At 40.4% G+C, this 25,147-nt stretch carries 22 protein-coding genes and 2 tRNA genes; 9 read left to right on the top strand and 15 right to left on the bottom strand.

What is annotated here, in order from left to right:
* The 4 genes from Q0465_RS02035 to Q0465_RS02020 form a co-directional block, all read left to right on the top strand.
* The coding region (locus tag Q0465_RS02035) for a hypothetical protein (protein WP_298612098.1) at window positions 1–236 on the top strand (236 nt) is incomplete at its 5' end.
* Window positions 237–388: 152 nt separating this feature from the next.
* Window positions 389–1,624: an ROK family transcriptional regulator gene (locus Q0465_RS02030; RefSeq protein ID WP_298612096.1), complete on the top strand. Its 1,236-nt coding sequence runs from the start codon at window positions 389–391 to the stop codon at window positions 1,622–1,624.
* Between the two features lie 47 nt (window positions 1,625–1,671).
* Complete coding sequence (gene nagB, locus Q0465_RS02025) at window positions 1,672–3,615, top strand: glucosamine-6-phosphate deaminase (protein ID WP_298612093.1); 1,944 nt, start codon at window positions 1,672–1,674, stop codon at window positions 3,613–3,615.
* Window positions 3,616–3,715: 100 nt separating this feature from the next.
* Window positions 3,716–4,606 carry a sugar phosphate nucleotidyltransferase gene (locus Q0465_RS02020; protein ID WP_298612090.1) on the top strand — a complete coding sequence of 297 codons (891 nt, stop codon included), beginning with the start codon at window positions 3,716–3,718 and terminating at the stop codon, window positions 4,604–4,606.
* Window positions 4,607–4,813: 207 nt separating this feature from the next.
* Here Q0465_RS02020 and Q0465_RS02015 read toward each other — a convergent pair whose 3' ends face one another.
* The 3 genes from Q0465_RS02015 to Q0465_RS02005 form a co-directional block, all read right to left on the bottom strand.
* On the bottom strand, window positions 4,814–5,182 hold the full coding sequence (locus Q0465_RS02015) for a heavy-metal-associated domain-containing protein (RefSeq protein WP_298612087.1): 369 nt from the start codon (window positions 5,180–5,182) through the stop codon (window positions 4,814–4,816).
* Window positions 5,183–5,221: 39 nt separating this feature from the next.
* Entirely contained in the window at window positions 5,222–7,495 is a 2,274-nt protein-coding gene (locus Q0465_RS02010; protein WP_298612084.1) for a TonB-dependent receptor, read from the bottom strand.
* Between the two features lie 76 nt (window positions 7,496–7,571).
* Window positions 7,572–8,024 (bottom strand): hypothetical protein, encoded by a 453-nt coding sequence (locus Q0465_RS02005; RefSeq protein ID WP_298612082.1) that lies wholly within the window; start codon window positions 8,022–8,024, stop codon window positions 7,572–7,574.
* A gap of 194 nt (window positions 8,025–8,218) precedes the next feature.
* Between Q0465_RS02005 and Q0465_RS02000 the strand changes: the two genes are divergently transcribed.
* The 3 genes from Q0465_RS02000 (at window position 8,219) to Q0465_RS01990 (ending at window position 11,919) form a co-directional block, all read left to right on the top strand.
* On the top strand, window positions 8,219–9,379 hold the full coding sequence (locus Q0465_RS02000; protein WP_298612079.1) for a TlpA disulfide reductase family protein: 1,161 nt from the start codon (window positions 8,219–8,221) through the stop codon (window positions 9,377–9,379).
* A 102-nt stretch (window positions 9,380–9,481) separates the two neighbouring features.
* A complete protein-coding gene (locus Q0465_RS01995) occupies window positions 9,482–10,276 on the top strand; it encodes a UDP-2,3-diacylglucosamine diphosphatase (protein WP_298612077.1) in 795 nt (264 codons plus the stop codon).
* 107 nt (window positions 10,277–10,383) lie between these two features.
* The gene (locus tag Q0465_RS01990) at window positions 10,384–11,919 is read left to right on the top strand and encodes a YifB family Mg chelatase-like AAA ATPase (RefSeq protein WP_298612074.1); all 1,536 of its coding nucleotides are present in this window, start codon (window positions 10,384–10,386) and stop codon (window positions 11,917–11,919) included.
* A gap of 83 nt (window positions 11,920–12,002) precedes the next feature.
* Here the strand turns inward: Q0465_RS01990 and Q0465_RS01985 are convergent, their stop codons facing one another.
* The 8 genes from Q0465_RS01985 to Q0465_RS01950 form a co-directional block, all read right to left on the bottom strand.
* Window positions 12,003–12,680 (bottom strand): inorganic pyrophosphatase, encoded by a 678-nt coding sequence (locus tag Q0465_RS01985; RefSeq protein ID WP_298612070.1) that lies wholly within the window; start codon window positions 12,678–12,680, stop codon window positions 12,003–12,005.
* 52 nt (window positions 12,681–12,732) lie between these two features.
* On the bottom strand, window positions 12,733–13,680 hold the full coding sequence (locus tag Q0465_RS01980) for a hydrogen peroxide-inducible genes activator (RefSeq protein WP_298612067.1): 948 nt from the start codon (window positions 13,678–13,680) through the stop codon (window positions 12,733–12,735).
* A 10-nt stretch (window positions 13,681–13,690) separates the two neighbouring features.
* Window positions 13,691–14,839, bottom strand: coding sequence for a molecular chaperone DnaJ (gene dnaJ / locus Q0465_RS01975; protein WP_298612064.1), 1,149 nt, complete (start codon window positions 14,837–14,839; stop codon window positions 13,691–13,693).
* Window positions 14,840–14,949: 110 nt separating this feature from the next.
* Window positions 14,950–15,531 carry a nucleotide exchange factor GrpE gene (gene grpE, locus Q0465_RS01970; RefSeq protein WP_298612061.1) on the bottom strand — a complete coding sequence of 194 codons (582 nt, stop codon included), beginning with the start codon at window positions 15,529–15,531 and terminating at the stop codon, window positions 14,950–14,952.
* A 115-nt stretch (window positions 15,532–15,646) separates the two neighbouring features.
* Window positions 15,647–16,372: a DNA repair protein RadC gene (radC, locus tag Q0465_RS01965; protein ID WP_298612058.1), complete on the bottom strand. Its 726-nt coding sequence runs from the start codon at window positions 16,370–16,372 to the stop codon at window positions 15,647–15,649.
* Window positions 16,373–16,544: 172 nt separating this feature from the next.
* Window positions 16,545–16,796 (bottom strand): 30S ribosomal protein S20, encoded by a 252-nt coding sequence (gene rpsT, locus Q0465_RS01960; RefSeq protein ID WP_298612055.1) that lies wholly within the window; start codon window positions 16,794–16,796, stop codon window positions 16,545–16,547.
* A gap of 32 nt (window positions 16,797–16,828) precedes the next feature.
* A tRNA-Glu gene (locus Q0465_RS01955) sits at window positions 16,829–16,900 on the bottom strand.
* 18 nt (window positions 16,901–16,918) lie between these two features.
* Window positions 16,919–16,990: transfer RNA gene (locus tag Q0465_RS01950), tRNA-Glu, on the bottom strand.
* Between the two features lie 213 nt (window positions 16,991–17,203).
* Between Q0465_RS01950 and rsmI the strand changes: the two genes are divergently transcribed.
* Window positions 17,204–17,908, top strand: coding sequence for a 16S rRNA (cytidine(1402)-2'-O)-methyltransferase (gene rsmI / locus Q0465_RS01945; RefSeq protein ID WP_298612052.1), 705 nt, complete (start codon window positions 17,204–17,206; stop codon window positions 17,906–17,908).
* Between the two features lie 227 nt (window positions 17,909–18,135).
* Here the strand turns inward: rsmI and Q0465_RS01940 are convergent, their stop codons facing one another.
* Window positions 18,136–20,862 (bottom strand): WD40 repeat domain-containing protein, encoded by a 2,727-nt coding sequence (locus tag Q0465_RS01940; RefSeq protein ID WP_298612050.1) that lies wholly within the window; start codon window positions 20,860–20,862, stop codon window positions 18,136–18,138.
* A gap of 302 nt (window positions 20,863–21,164) precedes the next feature.
* Between Q0465_RS01940 and hydE the strand changes: the two genes are divergently transcribed.
* Window positions 21,165–22,220: a [FeFe] hydrogenase H-cluster radical SAM maturase HydE gene (hydE, locus tag Q0465_RS01935; protein WP_298612047.1), complete on the top strand. Its 1,056-nt coding sequence runs from the start codon at window positions 21,165–21,167 to the stop codon at window positions 22,218–22,220.
* Here hydE and Q0465_RS01930 read toward each other — a convergent pair.
* The 3 genes from Q0465_RS01930 to Q0465_RS01920 form a co-directional block, all read right to left on the bottom strand.
* Window positions 22,217–22,876 (bottom strand): LysE family transporter, encoded by a 660-nt coding sequence (locus tag Q0465_RS01930; RefSeq protein ID WP_298612044.1) that lies wholly within the window; start codon window positions 22,874–22,876, stop codon window positions 22,217–22,219. The two genes, hydE and Q0465_RS01930, sit on opposite strands and share 4 nt — an antisense overlap.
* Window positions 22,877–22,903: 27 nt before the next feature.
* Window positions 22,904–24,703, bottom strand: coding sequence for a GNAT family N-acyltransferase (locus Q0465_RS01925; protein WP_298612041.1), 1,800 nt, complete (start codon window positions 24,701–24,703; stop codon window positions 22,904–22,906).
* A 140-nt stretch (window positions 24,704–24,843) separates the two neighbouring features.
* A complete protein-coding gene (locus Q0465_RS01920; protein ID WP_298612038.1) occupies window positions 24,844–25,137 on the bottom strand; it encodes a DUF721 domain-containing protein in 294 nt (97 codons plus the stop codon).
* Window positions 25,138–25,147: the final 10 nt, after the last annotated feature.

Genomic DNA, 25,147 nt, shown 5'->3' with positions numbered 1-25,147 from the left:
TGATGATATTGGGGATACAGCTTAGTAGGGCTCAGGAGAGGCAGGTAAGCGGTACGGTCACGGATACGGGTGACGGTACTACGCTTACTGGGGTGACTGAGGTGGTGAAAGAGAAAGTCACAGAAATATCCAACCATACCCGATTGCAGAAAGAAATTTGTAAAACAAGAAAAAGTAACCGGACTGAACACTTTTTTCCGGTCGCTCTCTTCTTTTATACAGCCGATCCGGAATAGAATCTTTCTTCATTTCGGAACCTCCCTTCTGTTATCTTTCCCGGAACTTCTGCAAAAAATAGTAAACGCTTACAAAATAATTCATTCCTTAAATAATTTTTTTAGTAAGTTTTTCTACTTTTGTAATCAATTATTTTCCTAAACAAAAGAAAATGCAATCGACTAATAAAAATTCATTACCTGGATTAAAAGAAAAAAGATACCAGCAAAAAAAAGATATTATCGGTTTTCTATATAAAATGGGGGAATTATCCAAACCCGAAATATGCCGCTTAACAAATATGACGACCCCTACAATCAGTAGGATGATCGATGAACTCATCGAAGAGGGATGGGTAACAGACCGCGGACAGGGTATGTCCATTGGAGGTAAACGTCCCCATATTTTTTCTTTAAATCCGGACGCAGCTTACATTATGGGAGTAGATGTCGGCCGGGAACATTTAAAAATTGCAATTTTCAATCTCCGGAAAGAAATTATCGGTGAAATCAAAGAGTACCGGTCTGTCCTGGAAGATGGAAAAACGAATGAAGAAAATTTACAATACGTCCAGGATAAGATTAACCAAACACTCGCAGAACTCAATATTTCTTATAAAAAAATAAAAGTAGCAGGCTTTGCCATCCCGGGCCTCATTGATAGTGACGGAAATTCATTTACTTATTTCGTTTATGAAGATACGAATATTAAAAAGGTTCTGGAAAAAATGCTGGGTATGCCTGTATTTATTGATAATGATTCCAAAGTAATGGCATTAGCAGAGCATACCTTCGGAGTAGCCAAAGGAATCTCGGATGCCTTATGTATCAGTGTAAATGAATGTATCGGACTAGGGATGATTTTAAACTCTCAGCCCTATACCGGCTATAAAGGAATGGCCGGAGAATTCGGCCACATCCGGATATCGGGCCTGGACGGACAATGTTATTGCGGAAAAGTAGGCTGTCTGGAAACTGTAGCTTCCGGCAGAGCAATTGTCAGAAGTGCCCGGGAAGCCATACAAAAAGGCACCAAAACAGCTATCCAAACCCTTGCCAAAGATGAAGAAATTACATTAGGTATAATTATCAAAGCCGCCAAACAAGACGATATTTTTGCCATCGATTTACTCCAAAAAGCCGGAGAAAAAATCGGAGAAGGAATCTCTACACTGATTCATTTATTCAATCCCCAGGTATTGGTGATCGGAGGAGAAATGGCTGATTCCGGAGACTTGATCATTGCTCCTATCCAGCAAATACTGAATAAGTATACCCTCACCCGTTTAAAAAATCAGTGTGAAATTAAATTGAGTGATTTGAACTCTCATTCCACCATCATGGGAACTTTAATGGTTGTAATGAAAAATCTTTATTACGATTCGGAAAGCAATTTTTCCCTTTATTAAACGAAACATTATTGCCGTAGAAATAAAAACCTTATAATATCCAATCTATGTTAATGAACACATATATCGCCACAGGCGAAGGAGCTAACAGGTATGAAAAAATACCCGTACAGATATACGAAGAACCGGCTACAGCCGTCGTTGCCGTTGCAAAAGAAATCGCAGAATTAATCCGTTCCAAAGCAGAGAAAAATGAAAAATGTGTGTTGGGACTGGCAACCGGTTCGTCCCCGATAAAATTGTACGAGGAATTGATAAGAATGCACAAGGAAGAAGGTCTTTCTTTCAAAAATGTCATCACTTTCAATTTGGACGAATATTTTCCGATGCCTAAAGAATCTGAACAAAGTTATCATTACTTTATGCATCACCATTTATTCGACCATATCGATATTGACCCGGACAATATTCATATACCGGACGGAACATTGAAATCAGAAGAGGTTGAAAAATTTTGTAAAGCTTACGACCAACAAATAGAAAAAGCAGGCGGCATTGACTTGCAAGTCTTAGGAATCGGCAGGACCGGTCATATCGGTTTTAACGAGCCGGGTTCGCTTCCAACTTCTACAACCCGCATGGTCTATCTGAATGACGTGACAATTCAGGATGCTGCAGGAGATTTCGGGGGAAAAGATAAGGTTCCGACCCGGGCAATCACAATGGGAGTCGGTACTATTCTGAAAGCGAAAAGGATTGTCTTACTGGCTTGGGGGGAAAAGAAAGCTTCAATCATTAAAGAAACGGTGGAAGGTAGTGTCTCCGATAAAGTACCCGCAACCTTTTTACAAACTCATCCGAATGTTGAATTCTTTATCGATATCCAAGCTGCAGAAGAACTAACCCGGGCCGATCGTCCCTGGCTGGTCAGTAATGTAGAATGGAATGAAAAGCTGATCCGGAAAGCTGTGATTTGGTTATGCCAAAAGGTAAATAAACCCATTTTGAAAGTAGAGAATAAAGATTATATGGACAATGGAATGAGCGACCTGATTAAGACTTTTGGTTCTGCCAATAAAGTGAATATTCAGGTGTTCAACGATCTTCAGCACACCATTACAGGTTGGCCGGGCGGAAAACCCAATGCAGACGACTCCACCCGTCCGGAAAGGGCTTTTCCTTATCCTAAACGGGTACTCATATTCAGTCCGCATCCGGATGATGATGTCATTTCTATGGGCGGAACTTTTGCCCGTCTGGTCGAACAAGAACACGACGTACACGTAGCATATCAAACTTCCGGTAATATAGCTGTTCTCGACGATTATATTTATCAGCAAATGGATATTGCAGCTGCTTTTACCCGTTTAGTGGGGGGAGATACCAAAACCATGGATGCCGCTTTTGAAAAAGTAAAGCAAATCATTGACCAACGTAAACCGGAAGATGACGAACCGGAAGAATTATTACCTTTCAAAGGGGCCCTTCGGCGTGCAGAAGCAAGAGGAGCCGACCGCTATTTAGGAATACCCGAAGATCATGTACATTTCCTGAACTTACCTTTCTATGAAACCGGTTCTGTCAAGAAAAAACCCCTGAGCCAGGCCGATATTGACATCATTGTCAAACTGCTCCGGGAAGTTCAGCCTCACCAAATATATGCAGCCGGCGATTTAGCAGACCCGCACGGTACACACGGGGTATGCCTGGATGCCCTTTTAAAAGCTTATGATATTGTATGCGATGACGAATGGTTTAAAGATTGCTATACCTGGTGGTATAGAGGCGCCTGGATGGAATGGGAAATAGAAAAAGTTGATATGGCCGTACCCATTAGTCCGTCAGAACTGTCAATTAAACGGAAATCTATATATAAACACGGTTCTCAGAATAACGGACCTGCCTTCCCGGGAGACGATCCCCGTGAATTCTGGCAAAGAGCAGAGGACAGAAACCGGAATACCGCAGACATATACAACAAATTAGGGATGGCCGAATATGAAGCCATGGAGGTATTTGCCCGCTATGAACACAAAAAAAGAAGGAAATAATTCTGATTACCGGAAAGGAGAAACCTCCTAAAGACAACCCTTTCCGGTTTTTAATTTAAAGTAAGGATTTCTAAATAAAGAGTTTTTAAATCTGAACATTATGAAAAATAAAACGACACTATTAATCATGGCCGCTGGCATGGGATCCAGATTCGGCAGTCTGAAACAAATTACGCCTCTGGGACCGCATAAAAAAGCTTTATTACACTATACAATATACGACGCTGTACATGCAGGTTTCGACAAAATCGTTTTTATCATCCGGGAAAGTTTTGCGGAAGAATTTAAAAATTTTGTAGGAAAATATGCTGAAAATTTGGCGGAAACGGTTTATTGTTATCAGGACATGAACAAATTGCCGGGAGGCCTGCCCCCAATTGAGAGAGAGAAACCCTGGGGCACCGCCCACGCCATCTGGTGTGCCAAAGACGCCATCCACGAACCTTTCGCAGCCCTGAATGCAGATGATTTCTATGGAAGTGATGCTTTTATAAAAGCCCACGATTTTTTAGCCGCAAATCAAAATGAAAAGGAGTATTGCCTCGTAGGCTATCGTTTAGCTTCTACATTATCGGAAAACGGCACTGTTTCCAGAGGGGTATGCGAAGTCGATACAGACAATTACCTGACAGCCGTTACAGAATGTACAAAAATCGGTACCTTGCCGGACGGAACAATTCGAGATGAAGAATTAGGTAAAATTCTCCATCCGGATGATGTTGTCTCCATGAACTTCTGGGGATTTACTCCTACTGTTTTCAGAGAAATCGAAAAACAATTCCTAGAATTTTATCCACAAAATAAAGATAATCTGAAATCTGAGTTTTATATTCCTAAAGTTGTCGATCAAATGCTAAAAGAAAAAACAGCCAAAGTAAAAGTATTAAAAACAAATGCCAAATGGTTCGGAGTGACTTATAAAGAAGATATCCCCGGCGTAAATGCTGCTTTAGCTGCTTTCGACACAGAAGGTAAATACAGTGATTTATAATACAAATGTCCGAAAAACAGGTTTCCAGGAAGATAAAATGACATTTCCCTACGGAAGTTGATTGTAACATTTCGCTGATGAACGGCATGAAATATTCCGATATTTTCCTGAATCAGCATCCAGGCACATCCTGCAGAAAATTGTTAGACTGGCGCTAATCCAATACAAAAGGACTTCCTTCCGAAACCGTTTTTCGGACACTTCTTTTTACAAAGCGTTAAAAGGCTCTTTTTTATCCTTTTTCTGAAAATAACCCCTTCCCCCGTCCCCGGGAGTTGTTTTTTCTTCTTCAAAACCAGAAACAGGAATGTTCAGTTTTTCTATAGCTTTCTGTAATTTCTCAGGGGTATTTTTATCTGTACGGAATTTAATCGTAACCGTTTGTTTTTCCAGGTTAACATTTAAATCTTTCACTCCTTTTTCAAAAGGGATATTCTTTTCCACTTTTGCTTTGCAGGATTCACAATGCAAGGTCGCATGATAAACGAAGGTTTTTACTTCTTTGTCAGTACTTTCTGCTTTCGCTGCCCAGCAGAAAGCAAGCATTAATAAAAATACAATTTTCACTGTTTTCATCTTTTTCTATCCATTTAATTAAACTTTTAAAAACATTTCTTATTCCCGGTCGATCGACAAGCGCAATCCGATATAAAATTTACGCCCGTGTATCGGCCCCCAGATCTGCGAAGCATCAAATTCTTTACTCCAGGGGGCATCTGCAGCAATAATCGGATGTTCCTGCATAAAATCACCTATATTCTCACAACCGACATATACGCTCCATTTCCGAAAATATTTGGTAACCTGAGCGTTCATCAACTGATAAGAATCAAAATTTCCTTTCCCCCCGGGCAAACGTCCGGGCCCATTTAACTGTGCCGTAAAATCGAACTGCCATTTTTTCATATGGGTATAGTACGAAAAATTAATCAATCCTTTATATCTACTTTGCAAAGGCGTCCTCAGTAGACGCCTCTCCCCGTCCCCCTGCAAATAGGTCATCCAGGCGTCGTTATAACGATAAGCCAATAGCATATCCAGACGGGGGATCAATTCATAGCGGATTTCTGCCTGATAGCAATTTGAATAAGAATCCCCTTGCAAATTGTAAAAATTAATTTTACCGGGCAAAGATTCATTATCCACCATAACCTGATGCGAAAAATCCGTCCGGTAATAATCCAGACTAATATTCAACACCCGGTCGAAAAGAATAAATTTCCGATTGAAAAGTATGCCAAAATTCCAGGCTTTTTCCATTTTCAATTGTTTTAATTCTTCCGGATGTTCTGCCAACAGCTTATTATTTATGTATACTGAACGGCCTGAAGCCAGCAAATAGCTATTCTCAGCCAATATATTAGCCCAACGGGATCCCTGTCCGGCAGAAAACTTTAAAGTTGTAAGTTCATCCGGAGCATACGACACATGAAAACGAGGAGTTACAAAGCTTCCTGCTATATTATGATAATCATATCTCAAACCGCCCATTAAAGTCAGTTTGGTCCAGAAATGTCCTGTATACTGGAAAAAAGCTCCTCCGACTTTTTCCTCCCGTCTCCAGTATACAGGTTCCGTACGGACAAACTCCGTCCCTTTTGAAACATAATCGTTGAAATTTTCCTTATACCGGTCGTAATTGAAAGAAACGCCTGCTGAAAATTTCTGATCCGGATTATTTCCGAAAATAGACTGATAAATGTAATTGACAAAAAGGGAACGTTGTTTGCCGTCATACGCTTTCGCTCCGTAATAAGCATCCTGGGTATGATCTGTATAATTCACTAATAAAGCCATACTGGTATTTTCAAATTGTGGCATTAAATATCCCATTTTCAAAAACCCTTCATAACGCCTTGATTTTATCCCTATTCCATACAATTGTCCTTCTCCTGTCAATGAACGCATATTTTTCCGAAACCCTTTCTGTCCCCCTAAACGGTCTTCATCCAGAAATTTCCCGCCGAATTGTATAAACCAGGCATCCGTTTTATAAGCCCACCTATTCATCAGATTGTACTGAGTTTTCCGGGGCATATCCAAAAAACCGTCCCGATGCCTGTCGTGGGACTGATTCATCCAATCCCCGTGAGCTAAAATAGCTGTACTCCACTTATCGCTCAGGTGAATTCCCGTATTCATATTGAATTCGACCATTCCTTCATCACTCCCATACAGGTTTACAAATATTTTTTCAGCATCCTGTGGTTTTTTATAGTCTACGCTGATCTGTCCGGCTATGGCTTCATATCCATTTATAACCGAACCGCTTCCCTTCGAAACAGAAATTGCACTCATCCAAGGCCCCGGAATATAATTCAAGCCATATAAAGCGGATACTCCCCGGAAATTAGGCATATTTTCCGTCATCATCTGCACATACTTCCCGTTTAATCCCAATAGCTGAATTTGTTTGGCTCCCGTAACAGCATCGGCATAAGATACGTCTACAGATGCATTTGTAGTAAAACTTTCCCCTAAATTACAGCAAGCAGCCCTGCACAATTCTTCTCCTGTAATCACTTGTTCAATCAAAGGGCTACGCGTATTTATTATCGTTCCCGGTCCTCGCTTTACTACATTCACCTCCTCCAGTTCCTGCCCATTTTTCAAAACGATTTCTACAACGGTATCCCCGGGTTTGATGACTAAGGTATCCGAACGATAACCGATAAAGCTCACAATCAGTTTTTCTCCTGTTTTCTTTGCTATACGAAATCTTCCCTCCCCATCTGTAGTAACCCCAAGCGTGGTTCCAATCCAGTATACATTTGCCCCCGGTAATACACTTTTTATACCCGAGCTCTCTTCCCAAACCCGCCCTTCTAACTGTTGTGCATACATAAATTTAACGACACAACAAAAAAATAAAATACATATAAATTTCATCCGTAAAACATTAACAATAATACCTCTCAAAACAACACACATTCTCTCTCTTTCAGAGATAATTCATTGTCAATATTCAACAAAGGTAAGTGCACAGCCACTCCAAAGGAGGAGCCTCCGCTAAAAAATCGCACCGGGTCCGAAGAAAAGATTCCCCGTAAACGAAATCAGAAGAAAAATCAAAAACAATTTCTTCCGGAATAGTCGCTATCCACTGAAAAGTAACAATCCGTTTTACCTGGAATAAATCCGAAACCCGGTAAAAAGTATGATGCGAATTGGAATGATGATTACAAGCCTTCCGCTGCCTGCTACAACATCCCTTCCCAGGAACCGAAGCCGATTGCTGCAGTGGACAATTTTTCAAGCGTTGACAGCAACACTTGTCTTTTTGAGGAAAAATATCTACGAATACATATTCTTTATTGCAAGGAGCACAATAAAACTGGGAAATATTTATCCCCGTTATTGCCAGCCAGACAATAAGCAAAATAAAAAAATTCCTTATGTTGATCACTAATTTTCCCATTATCTGCAAAAATATCTTTTAATTTCAGGATTCCAAAATCCCCCGAAAAAAATAATTACCTGTCCCTCTTCCTCTGAATCCGCTTTTTCTACCTTTACCAGAGAATAGATTATAACTTTTACGCACTCCCTTTAGTTTTTAATTGCTATTTTTCTAACTTTGTGCATTCATAATTTCAAAATTTATAGCCTATTATGATTAAAAATATCTTTCTTGCAGGATTTATACTTTTAGTTTTCATTTCCTGTCAAAATTATAATGTAAAAGTTCAGGGAACGGTCAAAGGAGCCCAGAAACAACAAATTTATCTGGATCAGTTAAATGTAGAAGGCGTAATAACGGTCGACTCGGTAAAGGCAAACCGGGAAGGACAATTCACGTTTAAAACAAATATTTCTTTACCTACTTTCTATAACATCCGCATTGGAAAACAAGAAACGATAACATTATTAGCCGAACCGGACCAAAAAATAAAAATAAACGGAGAACTCGATCACCTTAGAAACAATTATTGGATAGAAGGTTCAGAAGGATCATTATGGGTCAAGCTATTGAATTTTCAATTGAACCGCACCCTATCAGCCCTCGATTCTCTGAAAAATTTATACGCTACTCTTCCGGAAAACAAAGCAACCGAGACCCGGCGCACAACAATTGCAGCTGAATGGGATTCGGTATTGGTACAACAAGTACGGTTTTCCCGGAATTTTATCGTACAGCATGCTATTTCGCCGGCTTCTTATTACGCCCTGTATCAAAAAATAAATGACGATAACTTTATTCTTTCCCCGGAAACAGATTTGCAATCCTATAAGATTGTTCTCTCTTCTTTATTAGCGATGTATCCGGAATCCCAGTATACAAAAGCGTTAAATACCCATTATGAAAAAATCCAGAAAGACATACAAACTCATAAAATGAGGGAATTAATCCTTCAATCGGAAAATAGTTTACCCGAAATCAATCTACCGGATATTCACGGGAATCCGGTTTCTCTCAACTCACTAAGGGGCAAATATATTATCCTGGATTTCACAGTACTCGCTACTCCCGAAAGCAGTGAGTATATCAACGCCTTAAAAGCCGTATACAATAAATTCCGCCATAAGGGCGTGGAAATCTATCAGGTATGTCTGGACCAAAACAAGCTTCTGTGGGAAGAACTTGTACGGAAATATGATATAAAATGGTTATGTGTCCGGGATCCGGAAGCCCTCAAAAGCAAAGCCGCCCGGGATTTCAATATTCAGCAAGTTCCTTCCAATTATATTATAAACAAAGATTTTGACATTGCAGGCAAAAACCTTTATGGGAAACGGATGGAAGACAGAATACAAGATCTTTTAAATAAATAAATTTACCCCTTCCGGAAGTTGCCCTGACTTTTAAGCAGGAATTACAAATCCCCGGAAGTAAAGGATATCTTATTTCCCATAAGTAATAGTAGTTCAAAAAGAATGCAGGAACTCCGTCTCAAAAACGATATAACAACTAAAAAAATCTATTTCCTCTCGGATGCTCATTTAGGCGCCTCCGCTCTGAAAAACAACCGGGAACGTGAAATGAAACTGATAAAATGGCTGGATTTTATTCGTCCGGACTGTGCGGTATTATTTTTACTGGGAGATATTTTCGATTTTTGGTTTGAATATAAATGGGCCGTTCCCAAAGGATATGTCCGCTTTTTATCCAAAATTTGTGAATTCACCGATGCAGGCATTGAAGTTCATTTTTTTACGGGTAATCACGACATCTGGGCTTTCGATTATCTGAATAAAGAATGTGGTATGGTCGTACATACACACAATGAAATTTTTAACATCAGAGGAAAAAAATTTTACATCGGTCACGGGGACGGTTTGAATCCAAAAGACAAAGGTTATCTATTTATTTACCGCATTTTTCACAATCGTTTTCTCCAGCGATGCTTCAGGCTGATTCATCCGGACTGGGGAATTACGCTGGCACGTAAATGGTCCTCTCATTCTCGTCTGAAGGGGGAGGGTAAACCAGAAACAGATGGTTATAAAGGGACAGAACAAGAGGATATTGAAATCTATGCCAGAAAAATGCTCGAAAGCCAACATTTTGATTATTTTATTTTCGGTCACCGTCATCTTCCGCTGGATATTGCCTTGCCCCAAGACAGCCGTTATATCAATACGGGGGACTGGATCAGCTGGTATACCTATGCCGTTTTTGACGGGCAGAAGATGGAACTAAAAACATTTGAAAACCCGGAGCTAAGCTAAACGGATCCCTTCCTCATTATTTATCTTTATCCAATACTCTGTTTTTCTTTGTTTTTTGCTAAAAAAGTCTTAACTTACTTTGTGCATTTATCTAAATTACAGCCACCATGTTAGTTAAGATTTTTAGTGGTGCTGTCTGTGGTATTGAAGCGACAACCATCACGATTGAAGTCAACATCCTCTGGGGAGTAAAATTCATTATTGTAGGACTTCCTGATAATGCTGTAAAAGAAAGTCAGCAAAGGGTGGATTCTGCTTTGAGGAATATCGGTTCCAAAATTCCGGGAAAGCGGATTATTGTCAATCTCGCCCCTGCCGATGTGAAAAAAGAAGGATCTGCTTATGACCTGCCTTTGGCTATCGGAATATTAGCGGCAAATGAAGAAATTCCGGCAACGGAACTACACCGTTTTACGATATTGGGAGAACTATCTCTGGATGGAAGTCTGGTGACTGTTAAAGGAGTGCTGCCTATTGCTATCAATGCACAAGCAGAAGGATCTACCCATATGATTGTGCCCTACGAAAACGCTAACGAAGCCGCAGTAGTGAAAGGATTAAATGTCTATGGATTTTCTCATCTACGGGAAGTCGTCGCTTTTCTGAAAAAAGAACAAAAGTTTTCCCCCATTTGCTTTCACCCCGGAAATACGGAAACGGACAATTCTGTTCCCCTCTGTGACTTCAAAGATGTAAAAGGGCAGGAAAATGTAAAACGAGCGATGGAGATTGCTGCTTCCGGAGGTCACAATATGTTGATGATTGGTCCGCCGGGAAGTGGTAAGACCATGTTGGCCCGGAGACTACCGACCATACTTCCGCCCATGACGTTGGAAGAATCCCTGGAAACGACCAAAATTCATTCGGTAGCAGGTAAGCTGCAACGCAATAGTTCTTTAATCACGACCCGTCCCTTCCGGGCACCTCATCATACGATCTCCGATATCGCCCTTATCGGAGGAGGGTCTTTTCCCCGTCCCGGAGAAATTTCTCTGGCCTGTAACGGAGTCCTTTTCCTGGACGAATTACCGGAATTCAAAAGAGCTGTACTGGAAGTCATGCGACAGCCGCTGGAAGACCGCACGATTACGATCAGCCGTGCCAGGTCGAGTGTAGACTACCCGGCAAACTTTATGCTAATTGCTTCTATGAATCCCTGTCCATGCGGTTATTACACCCATCCTTCAAAAGAGTGTACCTGCAACGGAGGAATGATCCAACGCTATTTATCGAAAATATCCGGGCCCCTCCTGGACCGCATTGATATTCATATTGAAGTAGTACCCGTAGAATTAGATAAGATAACCGGAAACCAAGAAGAAGAAAGCAGTCAAACAATACGGGAAAGAGTAATCCGGGCCCGTGAAATACAAAATGGCCGTTTTAAAAATTTCGCCGGCGTATATTGTAACGCTCAAATGAATTCCGCCTTATTGAAAAAATACTGTCCTTTAAATGAGAAATGTACCTCTTTACTGAAAATAGCTATGCAAAAATTCGGACTTTCTGCCCGGGCTTACGACCGTATCATTAAATTATCCCGGACAATTGCCGATTTGGCAGGAAATGAACAGATCCTTCCCCAATATATTGCAGAAGCCATCCAATACAGAAGCCTCGATAAGGCTTCCTGGGGGAAGTAACATAAAAATGTTCCAAAAGTTTTGCTGAATTATCCGCAGCATTACAGTTCCGGATAAAAATAACTTTTGGAACTTCTCCTGATTTATACCCGGCTCAGGATATCTTCCAGTCCTTCAAAATGATTTTTATAATCCTCCAGGCTACGGCGTATTACTTCATGCGCCTCTTCTTTTCCATATACATCTGTAATTTCTACTTTTCGCTGTCCGTCTTCCCCCGGCATATCTTTATAAGTCAAAAAATAATGCCTCAACCGGTCTACGATAACCACCGGAAGTTCTGAAATATCATTATAACCGTGATATGTAGCATCATGCCGCAATACGGCAATAATCTTATCATCCGCTTCATTTCCATCCAACATCCGGAATCCTCCGATCGGGCGTACTCTGGCAATAATATCTCCATGAGCAATTGTACGTTCCGTCAATACACAAACATCCAAAGGGTCACTATCTCCTATGATACCACTACGATGGGATTGCTGCATACAATATTCAGCCACCAAATCCCCGCAATAACTCTGCGGAATAAAACCGTATAAAGCAGGTACGACATTGGAATATTTCTGAGGACGGTCGATTTTAATATAACCGCTTACCTTATCCAATTCATATTTTACCGTATCGGTAGGTACCATTTCAATAAAGGCAGTCAATACTTCCGGGGCTTCCTCTCCCACTTCCAAACCGTGCCAAGGATGGGATTTATAACGCAATCCCATCAAACGCGCTATCGGGTCATTAATTTTATTTCCCATAATTTAATCTGTTATTGTCCTTCAGGACTTTTCTATTCTTTCTCATCGTCCGCTAACGATTTTTCCATTCTACTATCCGTCCCCGGCTCTTATCCAGCATTTCTTTAGGAACGACAGAACGAATTTCTTCACACAACAATTCTATGAGTTTATGTTTAATATAATAACGGGAATAAATAACACTTACTTCCCGCAATGGACTGTTCTCCCGAAACCTCCTTACCTGTTTTTGCTGCTCAGGAGTCATATAAAGTACTGCTAGCTGAGGTATCAGCGTAAATCCACCTTCTTTATCCACAATCTTCATCAGGGTTTCCAAAGAATTACTCTCGAAATCAAAAGGTAAATTCCGATGTTGGAAACTTCTCATCTCACATAGATTTATCACTTGATCGCGGAAACAATGCCCGTCTCCCAACATCCAGATATCCGGCGTAGCAATATCCGAAATATCCACCTCTTTTTTCTGTAATAAAGGGTGACCGGGACTGGCATATACCAGCATTTCCTCATAGAACACAGGTTGTTCTACAATTTTTTCGTCCCCGTAAGGAGTTACAAAAATTCCCACATCGATAGCATCCTGCTTCAGATTACGGATGATATCTTCCGATACCATCTCTTCTACTTCTATTTTGACAGCAGGATACTTACGAATATAATCCCCGATAAATATCGGCAATAAATAAGGAGCCAATGTAGGTATAATTCCGATCTTCAAGCTGCCCTCGATCTCCTGTTTATCTTCTACGATAATTTCTTTTATGCGACTCGCAGATGCCAATACAATCCGGGCCTGTGTGATAATCCTGTTTCCAATATCAGTCGGCACTACCGGTTGACGGGTACGGTCGAAAATGATTACTCCCAGATCCTCCTCCAGCTTTTTTATCTGCATACTTAAAGTAGGCTGCGTCACAAAGCATTTTTCTGCAGCTGTTGCAAAATGACGGCAGTCGTCAACAGCCACAATATATTCCAATTGAGTGAGAGTAATCACAATATTCTATTTATTGTTCAAAAAAATCTTTCATCTTCTTGAAAAAACCTGTCTTGTTGTCAGATTTTCCCGGTTTGAATACATCGTAATCCTTCAACTTCTCAACAACTTTCTTATCTTCTTTGGATAAACTTTTAGGTATCCATACATTTACTTTCACCAATAAATCTCCTTTTCCGTAACCATTTACGTCAGGCAACCCTTTTCCCCTTAACCGGAGAATTTTTCCGGGCTGTGTACCCGGTTCCACTTTTACCTTTACTTTCCCTTCCAAAGTGGGAATTTCGGCTGAATCTCCTAAAACGGCTTCCGGGAAGCTGACAAATACGTTGTAAAGCAGGTCGTTCCCATCCCGTACCAACTCAGGATGTTCCTGTTCTTCCACCAAGACAATCAAATCCCCGTTAACTCCTCCCCGCCGAGCTGCATTCCCTTTACCACTCAATGATAATTGCATGCCCTCGGCTACTCCGGCCGGAATATTCAGCGTAATCACTTCCTCAGACAACTCCACACCTTCTCCATTGCAATAAGAACATTTCTCATTGATGATCTTCCCTTCTCCTTCGCAAGCCGGACAAGTCGAAGTCGTCTGCATTTGTCCCAATATAGTGTTTTGTATACGGGTTACCTGCCCGCTTCCTTTACAGGCAGAACAAGTAGAATAAGAAGAACCGTCCTTAGCTCCTGTACCATGGCAATGTTCACAGGCAACATACTTTTTTACCTTGATTTTCTTCTCTACTCCTGTTGCAATTTCTTCCAGCGTCAGCTTGACTTTCACCCTCAGGTTAGATCCCCGGTTCACTCTGTGTGCACGGCGTCCTCCTCCTCCAAATCCGCCAAACCCACTGAAACTACCGAAAATATCACCGAAATGAGCAAATATATCATCCATGCTCATTCCTCCTCCAAATCCTTCAGCACCACCGCCTAAACCGGCATGTCCGAACTGATCGTATCTCCTCCTTTTTTCTTCGTTACTCAGTACATCGTAAGCTTCCGCTGCTTCTTTAAACTTCTCCTCAGCTTCCTTATTGCCCGGATTTTTGTCCGGATGATATTGTATAGCCAGTTTCCGATATGCTTTCTTTATCTCTGCAGCCTCAGCATTCCTCGATACACCTAGCACTTCATAGTAATCTCTTTTTTCTGCCATTATCCTAATTTATATTCCGGATTCCGGCCGGAACACCTCCCACCGGAATCTGAATTGTTATTATTCGCTACACACATTACTGCTCCGTTACGACCAGAGTTTTTATCCCGTTATTCTCCAACCACTACTTTTGCAAAACGTATTACCTTATCATTCAACTTATATCCTTTCTGGACACAATCCACAACTTTCCCTTTCAGATCTTCCGAAGGAGCCGGAATTTTTGTCACCGCTTCATGTTCATCCGTATCAAATGTATTGTTGACACAATCTATTTCTTTCACTCCATTATGAGCCAGAAATTCTTTAAAGCCATTATAAATCAATTTTACTCCTTCCCGGATAGCATTAATGTCATCGGATTTCTCCATACTGGCTAAAGCCCGTTCAAAATTGTCTACTACCGGCAAAATACCTGTCAGAACCTGCTCTCCGGCATTTTTTGTCAGTTCCATCTTTTCTTTCAACGTACGTTTCCGGTAATTATCAAACTCAGCAGACAGACGCAAATACTTGTCATTCACTACAGCCAATTTCTGTTCCAGATCTTTTACTACATCCGGTTGCACCACTTGTTCTTCTGCCGCTTCCGGATTTTCTTTTTCTTCAGGTTCTTCCGGCTGAATTTCTTTTTTCTGCTTCTCGGCTTTCGCTTTTTCTTCTGCTTTCATCGCCTTCTCTTTTTCTGCCATGTCTTATATTTTTAATGTTTATTTTCCATTTAACGTAACAAAATTAAGCAAAAACTTTGCCATTACAAAAGATGTCAGTTTGTCGTTGTCAATCTGACATCTTTTTACGACAGGATTAAAGCTTTTTTGCTTTTTTTACAGTTCTGTCTATAATTTCATCGTCCACAAAACTAAAATAGGAACCTCCACCGATAATTAAATGGTCGTGCAATAAAATATCTACGATTTCCCCAGCCTCCTGAATCTTTTCTGTCACTTGTTTGTCCTGTTCACTCGGCCATAAGGCACCACTCGGATGATTATGAGCTACAATTATGGCACAAGCCTTGACTTCCAATGCTTTCCGGAAAAGAATCCGGATATCAATAACCGTCCCCGCCATTCCTCCGGAAGAAATTTTTTCACTATCAATCACCCGATTGGAACGATTCAGGTAAATAACCCAGAATTCTTCATGATCCAAATCTTTCAGGGTCGGAGCAATATACCGGTAAGCATCTACACTGGAATGTATGGAATTAACCGGTTTTTCCGTTTCCAAAGGCCGCCTCCGGCTAATTTCTATCGCCGCAATCACTCCGGCAGCCTTGGCTAAACCCATTCCCTTGTATTTTTTCATCAATTCCCGCATGCCCAAGCGAGCTAAAACATTGAGATCATACCCGCAATCCGATAAAATACGCCGGGCTAAATCCAAAGCAGATTCCCCCGGTTTGCCGGAACGTAAAATAAGAGCTAACAGTTCATTCGTAGATAATGCAGCTACCCCCTTTTTTAAAAGTTTTTCCCGGGGCTGGTCGTCGTCAGCCCACGCTTTTATAGGAAGATACAGTCTTTCCATAACACCGAAAATTTTGAACTAATAAGTTACGATTTTTTTACAAAATAAAAAAGAGGTAGTGTCTGTTTTCGGTTTCAGAAAAACAAATACTGAATAAACGATGAAAAGTCTTAAAAAAGAATTAGAGAGTGTCGTCTCTGACACTCTCTTCTGATATGAATGTAAAGATCAATTACAATTTATTGACGTGCAAAGCCAGTTTGGACTTCAGATTAGCTGCTTTGTTATCGTGAATTACATTTTTCTTCGCCAATTTATCCAACATAGACGAAACTTTAGGTAATAATTCAACAGCTACAGCTTTATCTGTAGTATTACGCAACTTTTTCACAGCATTCCGTGCCGTTTTTGCATAATAACGATTTCTAGCATTTCTCGTTTCTGTTTGTCTTATTCTTTTTTCTGATGATTGATGATTTGCCATCGCTACAAATATAAAATTCAACTTCTTTTGCGTAGTCCGTACGAGAATCGAACTCGTGTTACAAGAATGAAAATCTTGCGTACTAACCCCTATACGAACGGACCATAAATCCTTTTTTACAGTAGTCCGTACGGGAATCGAACCCGTGTTACAAGAATGAAAATCTTGCGTACTAACCCCTATACGAACGGACCATTATTTTGCTTTAGCGGATGCAAATATACGACATTTTTATTTCACTCCAAAAAAATGCTAATTTTTTTTCAATACACAATCATCTGTCATAGCAAAACACTGACAATAAATCATTTATTCGAATAAACCCGTACATTATTTTAAGATTAAAGATAAATAGGTTATCTTTGGAAAATTCTAAAACAGCAAAGGAAGTATCCAAAAAAATTAAAATGGGAAAATTATATTTGATTCCGACCCCTGTAGGTAATCTGGAAGACATTACACTCCGGGCGTTACGTATTTTAAAAGAAGTAAGTCTGGTCCTGGCTGAGGATACCCGCACGACTGCTAATTTATTAAAACATTACGAAATCCAGACGCCCCTGCAATCCCACCATAAGTTCAATGAGCACCAACAGGTAGAAAAGATTGCCGAACGCCTTTCCAAAGGCGAAGATATTGCACTCGTCAGCGATGCCGGTACACCCGGCATTTCCGACCCCGGCTTCCTGCTGACCAAAACCTGTATTGAACACGGACTGGAAACAGAATGTTTGCCGGGAGCAACTGCTTTTGTACCCGCTTTGGTAAATTCCGGATTTCCCTGTGACCGTTTTTGTTTTGAAGGTTTTTTACCGCAGAAAAAAGGCCGGCTCAAACGGTTGACAGCCTTGAGCGAAGAAAGCCGGACCCTTATTTTTTATGAATCCCCCTACCGGCTGGTAAAAGCCCTTCAACAAATGAGCGAAATTTTCGGTCCCGACCGTCAGGCCTGCGTTGCCCGCGAAATTTCCAAACTATTCGAAGAATTCAAAAGAGGAAGTCTGCAAGAATTAATCGATTATTATACCGAAAAAGGAGTTAAAGGAGAAATCGTCATCATCGTAGAAGGGAAAAAGAAAGAGGAAGGGGAATTGTATATTGAAACAGAGTAAAAATGTATAAATGTTCCGTTTTTTGAACTAAACGACAGTACAATTATTTTGTCATATTCGAATAAAAGAATACTTTACTAACCGCTTATATAAAGATTCTGAACTGTTTTTCCCCTGAACTTTAGGCTCGTTCATCAGCAAGCCGGCAGATAGGTCTTAATCAGTCAGGAAGTGCCATTAATCACCTGGACATTTAAACAATTTTACGTTTACATATTCGAACATCCTTACCTCTGTACTTTGTATTTAATTAAACTTCCGTTCTCCACACCGGCAAAAAGGTAAAAATTCCCATTATCCGAAAAAACGATGGAGAAGGGAGAATCTCCAGAAATCGGGAATCCGGACGACATCCCTGTTTTCAAATTCCACAACAGCATTTGATGCTGTTCTTTATCCAGCAAACCGATCCGGATATCATTTCCGGAAAAACGATATATATATGGAAAATCAAGGCTATTAGCATCTATTTCTTTCGAATAAAGCTCCTGTCCCGATAAATTATAAACCAAAAGATGCTTCCCTGCAGTAAAAATCAATTCATCCTGACCATCATTATTGATATCAGCCACATTTAAATGCCAGCCGGGAAGCAAACTTCCGTACTTTACTACCTCTGTTTTACCGTCGAAGTCAACTAAATTCAACCGACCGTCTGAATTGGCAAAAGCAAGCAAAGGCTTTCCTCCCTTATGCGTGAGATAGATTTCGGTCTTTTCACCCAACTCGAAAACATCACTCACACGTACCCTCTCTTTGGCTCTCCGGTCCAAAATGTACAGACGATAGAGATCAGCCAATACAATATAATCTTTATTACCTAAGCGATAGTGGTATATCCGGCTCGAAATTTTCTTATCCGCTTTAAAATTTTTCCAATCCGGAATCAGATTTCCTTTTATATCATACAAATTCACACTTTGATTTGCCAAAGGAGCAAATATCCTGTAATTCCGGTTCTGGTCGTAGTCGAATAATGAAATCCCCTGTTCACATTTTGCTTCAAACGCTATCGGGAAATGCCCTACATATTTACCATTCCGGTCAATAAGATATAATTTATCCGGAGAAGAAAATAAATACTGTAATTTGCCATTTTTAAATGCATCCACTTGATAGACTTCGCTATTGATCTTTCCGTCCAGTTTCAGTTTCCATAAAATACGACCGGAATTATTTAACAGGTAAACGGTATGCTGATCGTCCTGTACGAAGATTTCCTGCTCTTTATTGTTATGGTTGACTACCGGTACCGGCTTCATATTAATCTTTGCATCCATTTTGGTTTGCCATACCCGATGGGGAAAATTTTCCCGTTTTACTTCTTCTGTGCTTAAAAACAAATTATTGTACAACATCTCCCCTTCATTCGACCATTGCAGAGCCAAAGTAGAAAAATTTGTCAGTTCCTGTTCATGTGCTTCCAGATATTTTCCCCCATTCCCTTTCGTCACATACGTATAATAAGGCAACATTTTCTGCACATTGGCAAAATAAGCCAGGTTCGATTTTGCTGAAAGCTTCATCTTTGCCTTTTTAAACCAATCCGTATTTTTTATAAAATTTCCATGCACATAATCTTTTATAAAGTCTTCCATTACTTTTTGAGAAGATCCCAACACCAGATAGTTATCTATAACCCATATATATTTCACCGGAATTCCCTCAAAGATATATCCCCAATATACAGCCGCCCAATCTTCTACAAAAGATTTATAATAAGAAACTGTTTTATCGCGGTCGACCGCATATCGTAAATACCCTCTTCCCGGATTCAGCTGCAACTGCCTGTTCTGCCGGGCCAGGATTTTCTCTACCCAGTTTTTACACAAACCGCCCGATTTTACTTCTGCCACAATCAGTCCATCATTCTTCCCTGAGGTTTCGTTAAAACTCATATTTACCAGAGCAAACCGCCCTTGCAAAAGTTCCCTCAATTCAGCTTCTGCCTCTTTCCCCAAGATAGTGGTATATTTTTGTTTCCGTTTCCGCACATTCTCAATTAATCCCGCATTCCGCCTGTATTCTTCCAAAGCCCTCAAATACGCGTCCAGCTGGCTGATATTCAAAAACATTACGGAAGAAGCACCGGCAGGAAGTATCCCGTCTAAATTTGAAATCCCGGGCTGCTGACCTTCAAAGGTCTTCATGTAAGAAGCATCTAAACCGGCATAATCCATAAAACCGTTTAAACTGATCCCATCCGCTTTCAGTTCCCCGTCCCAGGCTCCCCATTTAAAACAGGAAGAAATATTCAAATGAGGGAAAAGACGATTCGTCTGTACATACAGGGGTAATAATTCCGAAAAGAAATCGGTATTCAAAAAAATATTCAAACCGGATCGGGGGGAAAAATACTTGGTAATATTTTTAAATTTAGAAGATCTGCCCGGAACACTGGCTTCCTGCTCAAACTGCTTTAAAGCATCTTCGAGAAACAACTCTGAATCGGAAAGTAAAATTTTACCTTCTTCTGCCGCACAGAAGATTTCTCCTTTCTCTGCCTTTAATGTATATATTTTATACTGATCATATTTTCGCGGAATGATCGCTCTCCATGCGAAATTTTCTCTCAGACATTCAAATACTTCCTTTCCTGCTAGAACATCCTTATTATCTCCTACAAATAAATATACAATTTTCTCTTTTCCTTCTTTCCGTAAGGCTATCACCCGGGATGTCGGAGCAATAAAATCCTTATTCTCCAGTAAAGAGGCAGAACGGTAAAGTAAAGTGTTCTGAAAATCAGCAATACCGGATTTAAATGCTGCATCAATTTTCTCCGGTAAAGCAATACCGGCATTTATATTTATAACGAAAGCCGAATTGTAGGGAATAAAAGAATCCTTACTGTTATTTTGTAATTCTCCACGCCGGTAAATATGCCACAGGCTATAGATAATTAACCCCAATAACAGCACCCCTATAATTGATAACCAAACCCCCTTTTTCATAACCGTATATCTGTTTGAATAGCAAAATTAGTAAATTATTGAAAATAATAACAAGAAAAGAAAAGTTCGCTCCTTTATGCGTGTTAAAATTTTATATAATTCTTCCGTATAGCCTTGATATGCCAGGTTATCATTTTCATCCGGTCGTTCACTAAAGGGCGACTTTCAATTGAATACGTGGAGTTTAAACGAAAAATACCAGTTACCGGGAGATTGCTTTTCTGTCCATACGGTTATTTCAAATAGTATAGGGAAAAATAAAGGATTTTTTCTAATATTGTGTCTTTAAAGTGTATTTACAGATGGAACAAGCTGAAATCATCCGATTATTAAAATGTACAGGTGAAGAAGAAAGCCGACTATTCGCCGATGCCGCCGGCTTAAGGAACTCCCGGATCGGAAATGCTGTTCATCTTCGCGGCTTGATTGAAATATCCAATATTTGCCGGAAAGATTGTCTCTATTGTGGCATCCGTAAATCGAACCTCCGGGTCCATCGCTACACCCTTACAGAGAATGAAATCCTCAATGCCGCTCTCTTTGCCGACGAACACCGGTATGGCTCCATTGTTTTACAGGGAGGCGAAAGAACGGATCCTGTTTTTATCCGCCAGATCGGTAAATTATTAACGGAAATAAAAAAAAGAAGTCAAAATCGTCTGGGGATTACGCTTTCATTGGGAGAACAAAATGAAGATACTTACCGATATTGGTTTGAATGCGGAGCCCACCGCTATTTATTGCGGATTGAAACTTCCGATCCTGCATTTTATAAAAAAATTCATCCCCGGGACGGGCTACATTCTTTTTCTACCCGCCGTACTTGTATCGAAGCGCTCAAACGATGCGGGTATCAAACCGGTAGCGGGGTCATGATTGGTTTACCTTTTCAAACGACCGAAATGCTTGCCCGCGATCTTCTATTCCTAAAATCCCTGGATATCGATATGGTGGGTATGGGGCCTTATCTGGAACATCCGGATACTCCCCTTTATGCTGAACGGACAAAGCTTCTTTCTCTTCCGGAAAGATTCCGTTTAGGGCTGCATATGGTGGCTTGCCTGCGGTTACTTATGCCGGACATTAACATCGCCGCAACCACAGCCCTACAGGCGATTGATCCGCTGGGACGGGAAAAAGCCCTCTCTGCCGGGGCCAACGTCATTATGCCCAATATCACTCCCGCTATACAGCGGAAAAATTATACTTTATATCAGGGCAAACCCTTCTCTGAGGAAGGAGCTACTGAAGTGATGCAAAAACTGACCGAAAGCATCTCCCGCTATGGCTGCCATGTTGCCTTTCAGGAATGGGGGGACTCTAAACACTGGCAGGACAAACAGACCTCTTCCGATTAAGCAGCAGAAGGCAACATCGACCGGAAAGGTTCAAAAGCAGCCAAAATAACCAATCCTCCTAAAATAGTAATAATAATTCCCGACACCCGGTTGATCGTGATCAATACCCGCAATTTAAATTTCTTCCGGAAAATATTAACTATTGTCGAAAGAACATACCACCAGGCACTTCCCCCCAGCAATACCCCAATAAGTACCATTATCTCGGTCACGGCATTGGGAGCATCCCCAAATACAGAAGTACCTGCAAATACAGCCATAAATACAATTACAGTAACCGGGTTAGAAGCCGTCAAAAAAAATAAAGATAAAAAATCCCCTAATAATCCTTTCTTTGTCACCCGTCTTTTAGCCTTCACCTGTTTTAAAGGATTATCAAAATAAATTTTCAATCCGACGATAATCAGAAAAATGCCTCCGATAATCTGGAGAATTACTTCATGCGTCTTAATGGTATTAATGACAAACCCTAACCCGAAAGCGGCCACAGTAGCATAAAATAAGTCCGCACAAGCTGCACCCATTCCGGCAATAAAGCCGGACAAAGCTCCTTTATGCAATGTTTTCTGAATAATAAGTACACCCATAGGTCCTAAGGGAACAGACACCATCAGTCCGATTAACATCCCTCTGAAAATGTATACGATATCGTACATCCCTGCTCTGTTTTTAGTCCTTTGCCGTTATAGCACCACACTATCTGACGAAAAACGACTTAAAATGGTTTCGTCGTTAATTTCTTTTGACAAAGATTCAATTGTATTCATCGGTACATCAAACAAATCTAAAATCAACAGCCCGTCCAGGCACATATTAAATTTAGGATCGATATTAAACCCGATTATTTTAGCATTTAATGAAATATATTTTTTCAGTAAAATCGGCAATTTATCACTGGAAGGTTCTATATCCCCGATCATTTTATCCAATAAAGCAATATTATTCTGAGAAGCCTCCAGCATAACATCCACATCCGGATCTTTTGTTTCCACCCGGTATTTGCAACGGGAAGAGACATAGCGGGCCAACTCATTATTATAGTGGTTCTGAATAATAAACTTCATTATAAGTTCTTTGGAAACATCTGTATACTTACCGCTTATGGTAACCGGACCGATTAAATAGCGGTATTCGGGATTTTTGATCAGAAAATACAGTATCCCTTTCCACAATAAAAACAGTGGCAAAGGTTTCCGCTGGTAATCTTCAATGATAAACGAACGTCCCAGCTCTATCGATTCGTATAAAATCGGAAGCATAGCCTTCCGAATTTTGAAAAGAGAGTTGATATAAAATCCCTTTAAACCATAACGGTCAATCACTTCCTTTCCTTTCCCTACCCGATAAGCGCCAACAATTTTGTCTGTGTCATTGTCCCAGATAAAAAGATGGAAATAATAGAGATCATACTCGTCCAGATCGATACTCCGGTTTGTCCCTTCTCCTACAGCCCGGAACGTTACCTCCCTGAGCCGGCCGATTTCATTGAGAATATTGGGTATTTTAATAGAAGGTGCACAATAGACACTGTAATTCTTCATATTAAACAACAGATAATCTTCAGCGATATTCTGCACTTCTTTCTTCAATACCGCCACATCTGCTTCCGGAATGATAGGCTCGGCCTTGGGTTCCGCCTTTTGCGATTTCAAAAAGAATTTTTTTACTTCTAAAGAAGAACCCAATAAATAAGTCTTCGCCCGCAAAAATTTACCGTATTGGATAATATCTGCAAAAGAATTTTGTGTTTCGACACTAATCGGATTTCCGATTCTCAATTTCACGATTCTATTTTTCTTATTTAATAATTCTGAAGGCAACTTTACTGTCCTCAGCATCGGATGAATTAAACCCAGCAGGTGAAATAACAAACTATTGGAGCCCTTAAAATAAATTGGAATGACCGGTACATTTGCTTTCCGGATCATCTTTAAAACGGAGGTCCCCCATTCCTTATCTTCTATATTGTTCGATTCCGCCTGATAAGCAGAAACCTCTCCCGCCGGAAATAGTCCCAATGGTTTCCCATCCGATAAATGCCGTAATGCTTCTTTAATTCCTGCCGTACTCGATATAGCCTTCTGATTTTCAAACGGATTTACTCCCAAAAAATAATCTTTAATCGGCACAATCTTTTTTAGCAAAAAGTTTGCCATAACTTTATAATCCGGCCGGATTTTACTCAGCAATTTAATCAGAATAATACCGTCCAATCCTCCGAAAGGATGATTGGAAATGGTAATAAAAGCCCCCTCTTTCGGTATTTTTTGCAAATCTTCCTCGTTGATTTCTATCGTCACTCCCAATGCATTGATTAAACGGTCTAAAAAAGCATTCGGATCTTCATCATATACGTCCGAATACAATTTATTGATTTTATTCAGCCGCATGATATGCATAACCATCTTCGCCGCAAAACTTCCTCCGAAACGATTCAATCCTTCCGACGCTTTTAATAAATCACTCGATTCTATCAGATTCATAATTTTATCTCCTTATCACACCCTGAATCTATCCCCCTGTTTCTAGTTTTTACTTTTGATATCGGATTTTCCACCTTAACCTCCCCCCGCTCTTTCCCCTTATTCTCTTCCCTTCCTTCAACCTGAATTTATGGATTTTTCTACTTTATAATCATTTCCTTAACGACTTTTTCCCCCAACCGGTCATTTAAAGCCGTAATGATTCCTTCTCTCACCATCATAATCTCATTTCTTACTACAGAAGAAGTAAAACTCACAAACAATTTTCCCTCCAGCATGTAAATATTCTTTGTCTTCGAAGCGATCAGCTTACCTACAACCTGCGGCCAGATTTCGGAAACCTCGTATTCCTTGAATTTCTGATCCAATCCCATTTGCTTCAAAACAAGTCCAACAAGTTCATCTAGTTTCTGTGTTTTTCCCTGACTGATCATCCGGCTTTTC

It is taken from the genome of uncultured Odoribacter sp., from assembly GCF_937966165.1.
Taxonomy (GTDB): domain Bacteria; phylum Bacteroidota; class Bacteroidia; order Bacteroidales; family Marinifilaceae; genus Culturomica.
Note: the sequence above shows the minus strand (reverse complement) of the source record. Positions and strands in the feature narration are given on the sequence as shown.

What these genes read in the sequence shown, in the direction of transcription:
- Q0465_RS02030 (WP_298612096.1), top strand. Translation starts at nt 389, where the DNA reads ATGCAATCGACTAATAAAAATTCATTACCTGGATTAAAAGAAAAAAGA.
- nagB (WP_298612093.1), top strand. Translation starts at nt 1,672, where the DNA reads ATGTTAATGAACACATATATCGCCACAGGCGAAGGAGCTAACAGGTAT.
- Q0465_RS02020 (WP_298612090.1), top strand. Translation starts at nt 3,716, where the DNA reads ATGAAAAATAAAACGACACTATTAATCATGGCCGCTGGCATGGGATCC.
- Q0465_RS02015 (WP_298612087.1), bottom strand. Translation starts at nt 5,182, where the DNA reads ATGAAAACAGTGAAAATTGTATTTTTATTAATGCTTGCTTTCTGCTGG.
- Q0465_RS02010 (WP_298612084.1), bottom strand. Translation starts at nt 7,495, where the DNA reads ATGAAATTTATATGTATTTTATTTTTTTGTTGTGTCGTTAAATTTATG.
- Q0465_RS02005 (WP_298612082.1), bottom strand. Translation starts at nt 8,024, where the DNA reads ATGGGAAAATTAGTGATCAACATAAGGAATTTTTTTATTTTGCTTATT.
- Q0465_RS02000 (WP_298612079.1), top strand. Translation starts at nt 8,219, where the DNA reads ATGATTAAAAATATCTTTCTTGCAGGATTTATACTTTTAGTTTTCATT.
- Q0465_RS01995 (WP_298612077.1), top strand. Translation starts at nt 9,482, where the DNA reads ATGCAGGAACTCCGTCTCAAAAACGATATAACAACTAAAAAAATCTAT.
- Q0465_RS01990 (WP_298612074.1), top strand. Translation starts at nt 10,384, where the DNA reads ATGTTAGTTAAGATTTTTAGTGGTGCTGTCTGTGGTATTGAAGCGACA.
- Q0465_RS01985 (WP_298612070.1), bottom strand. Translation starts at nt 12,680, where the DNA reads ATGGGAAATAAAATTAATGACCCGATAGCGCGTTTGATGGGATTGCGT.
- dnaJ (WP_298612064.1), bottom strand. Translation starts at nt 14,839, where the DNA reads ATGGCAGAAAAAAGAGATTACTATGAAGTGCTAGGTGTATCGAGGAAT.
- grpE (WP_298612061.1), bottom strand. Translation starts at nt 15,531, where the DNA reads ATGGCAGAAAAAGAGAAGGCGATGAAAGCAGAAGAAAAAGCGAAAGCC.
- radC (WP_298612058.1), bottom strand. Translation starts at nt 16,372, where the DNA reads ATGGAAAGACTGTATCTTCCTATAAAAGCGTGGGCTGACGACGACCAG.
- rpsT (WP_298612055.1), bottom strand. Translation starts at nt 16,796, where the DNA reads ATGGCAAATCATCAATCATCAGAAAAAAGAATAAGACAAACAGAAACG.
- rsmI (WP_298612052.1), top strand. Translation starts at nt 17,204, where the DNA reads ATGGGAAAATTATATTTGATTCCGACCCCTGTAGGTAATCTGGAAGAC.
- Q0465_RS01940 (WP_298612050.1), bottom strand. Translation starts at nt 20,862, where the DNA reads ATGAAAAAGGGGGTTTGGTTATCAATTATAGGGGTGCTGTTATTGGGG.
- hydE (WP_298612047.1), top strand. Translation starts at nt 21,165, where the DNA reads ATGGAACAAGCTGAAATCATCCGATTATTAAAATGTACAGGTGAAGAA.
- Q0465_RS01930 (WP_298612044.1), bottom strand. Translation starts at nt 22,876, where the DNA reads ATGTACGATATCGTATACATTTTCAGAGGGATGTTAATCGGACTGATG.
- Q0465_RS01925 (WP_298612041.1), bottom strand. Translation starts at nt 24,703, where the DNA reads ATGAATCTGATAGAATCGAGTGATTTATTAAAAGCGTCGGAAGGATTG.
- Q0465_RS01920 (WP_298612038.1), bottom strand. Translation starts at nt 25,137, where the DNA reads ATGATCAGTCAGGGAAAAACACAGAAACTAGATGAACTTGTTGGACTT.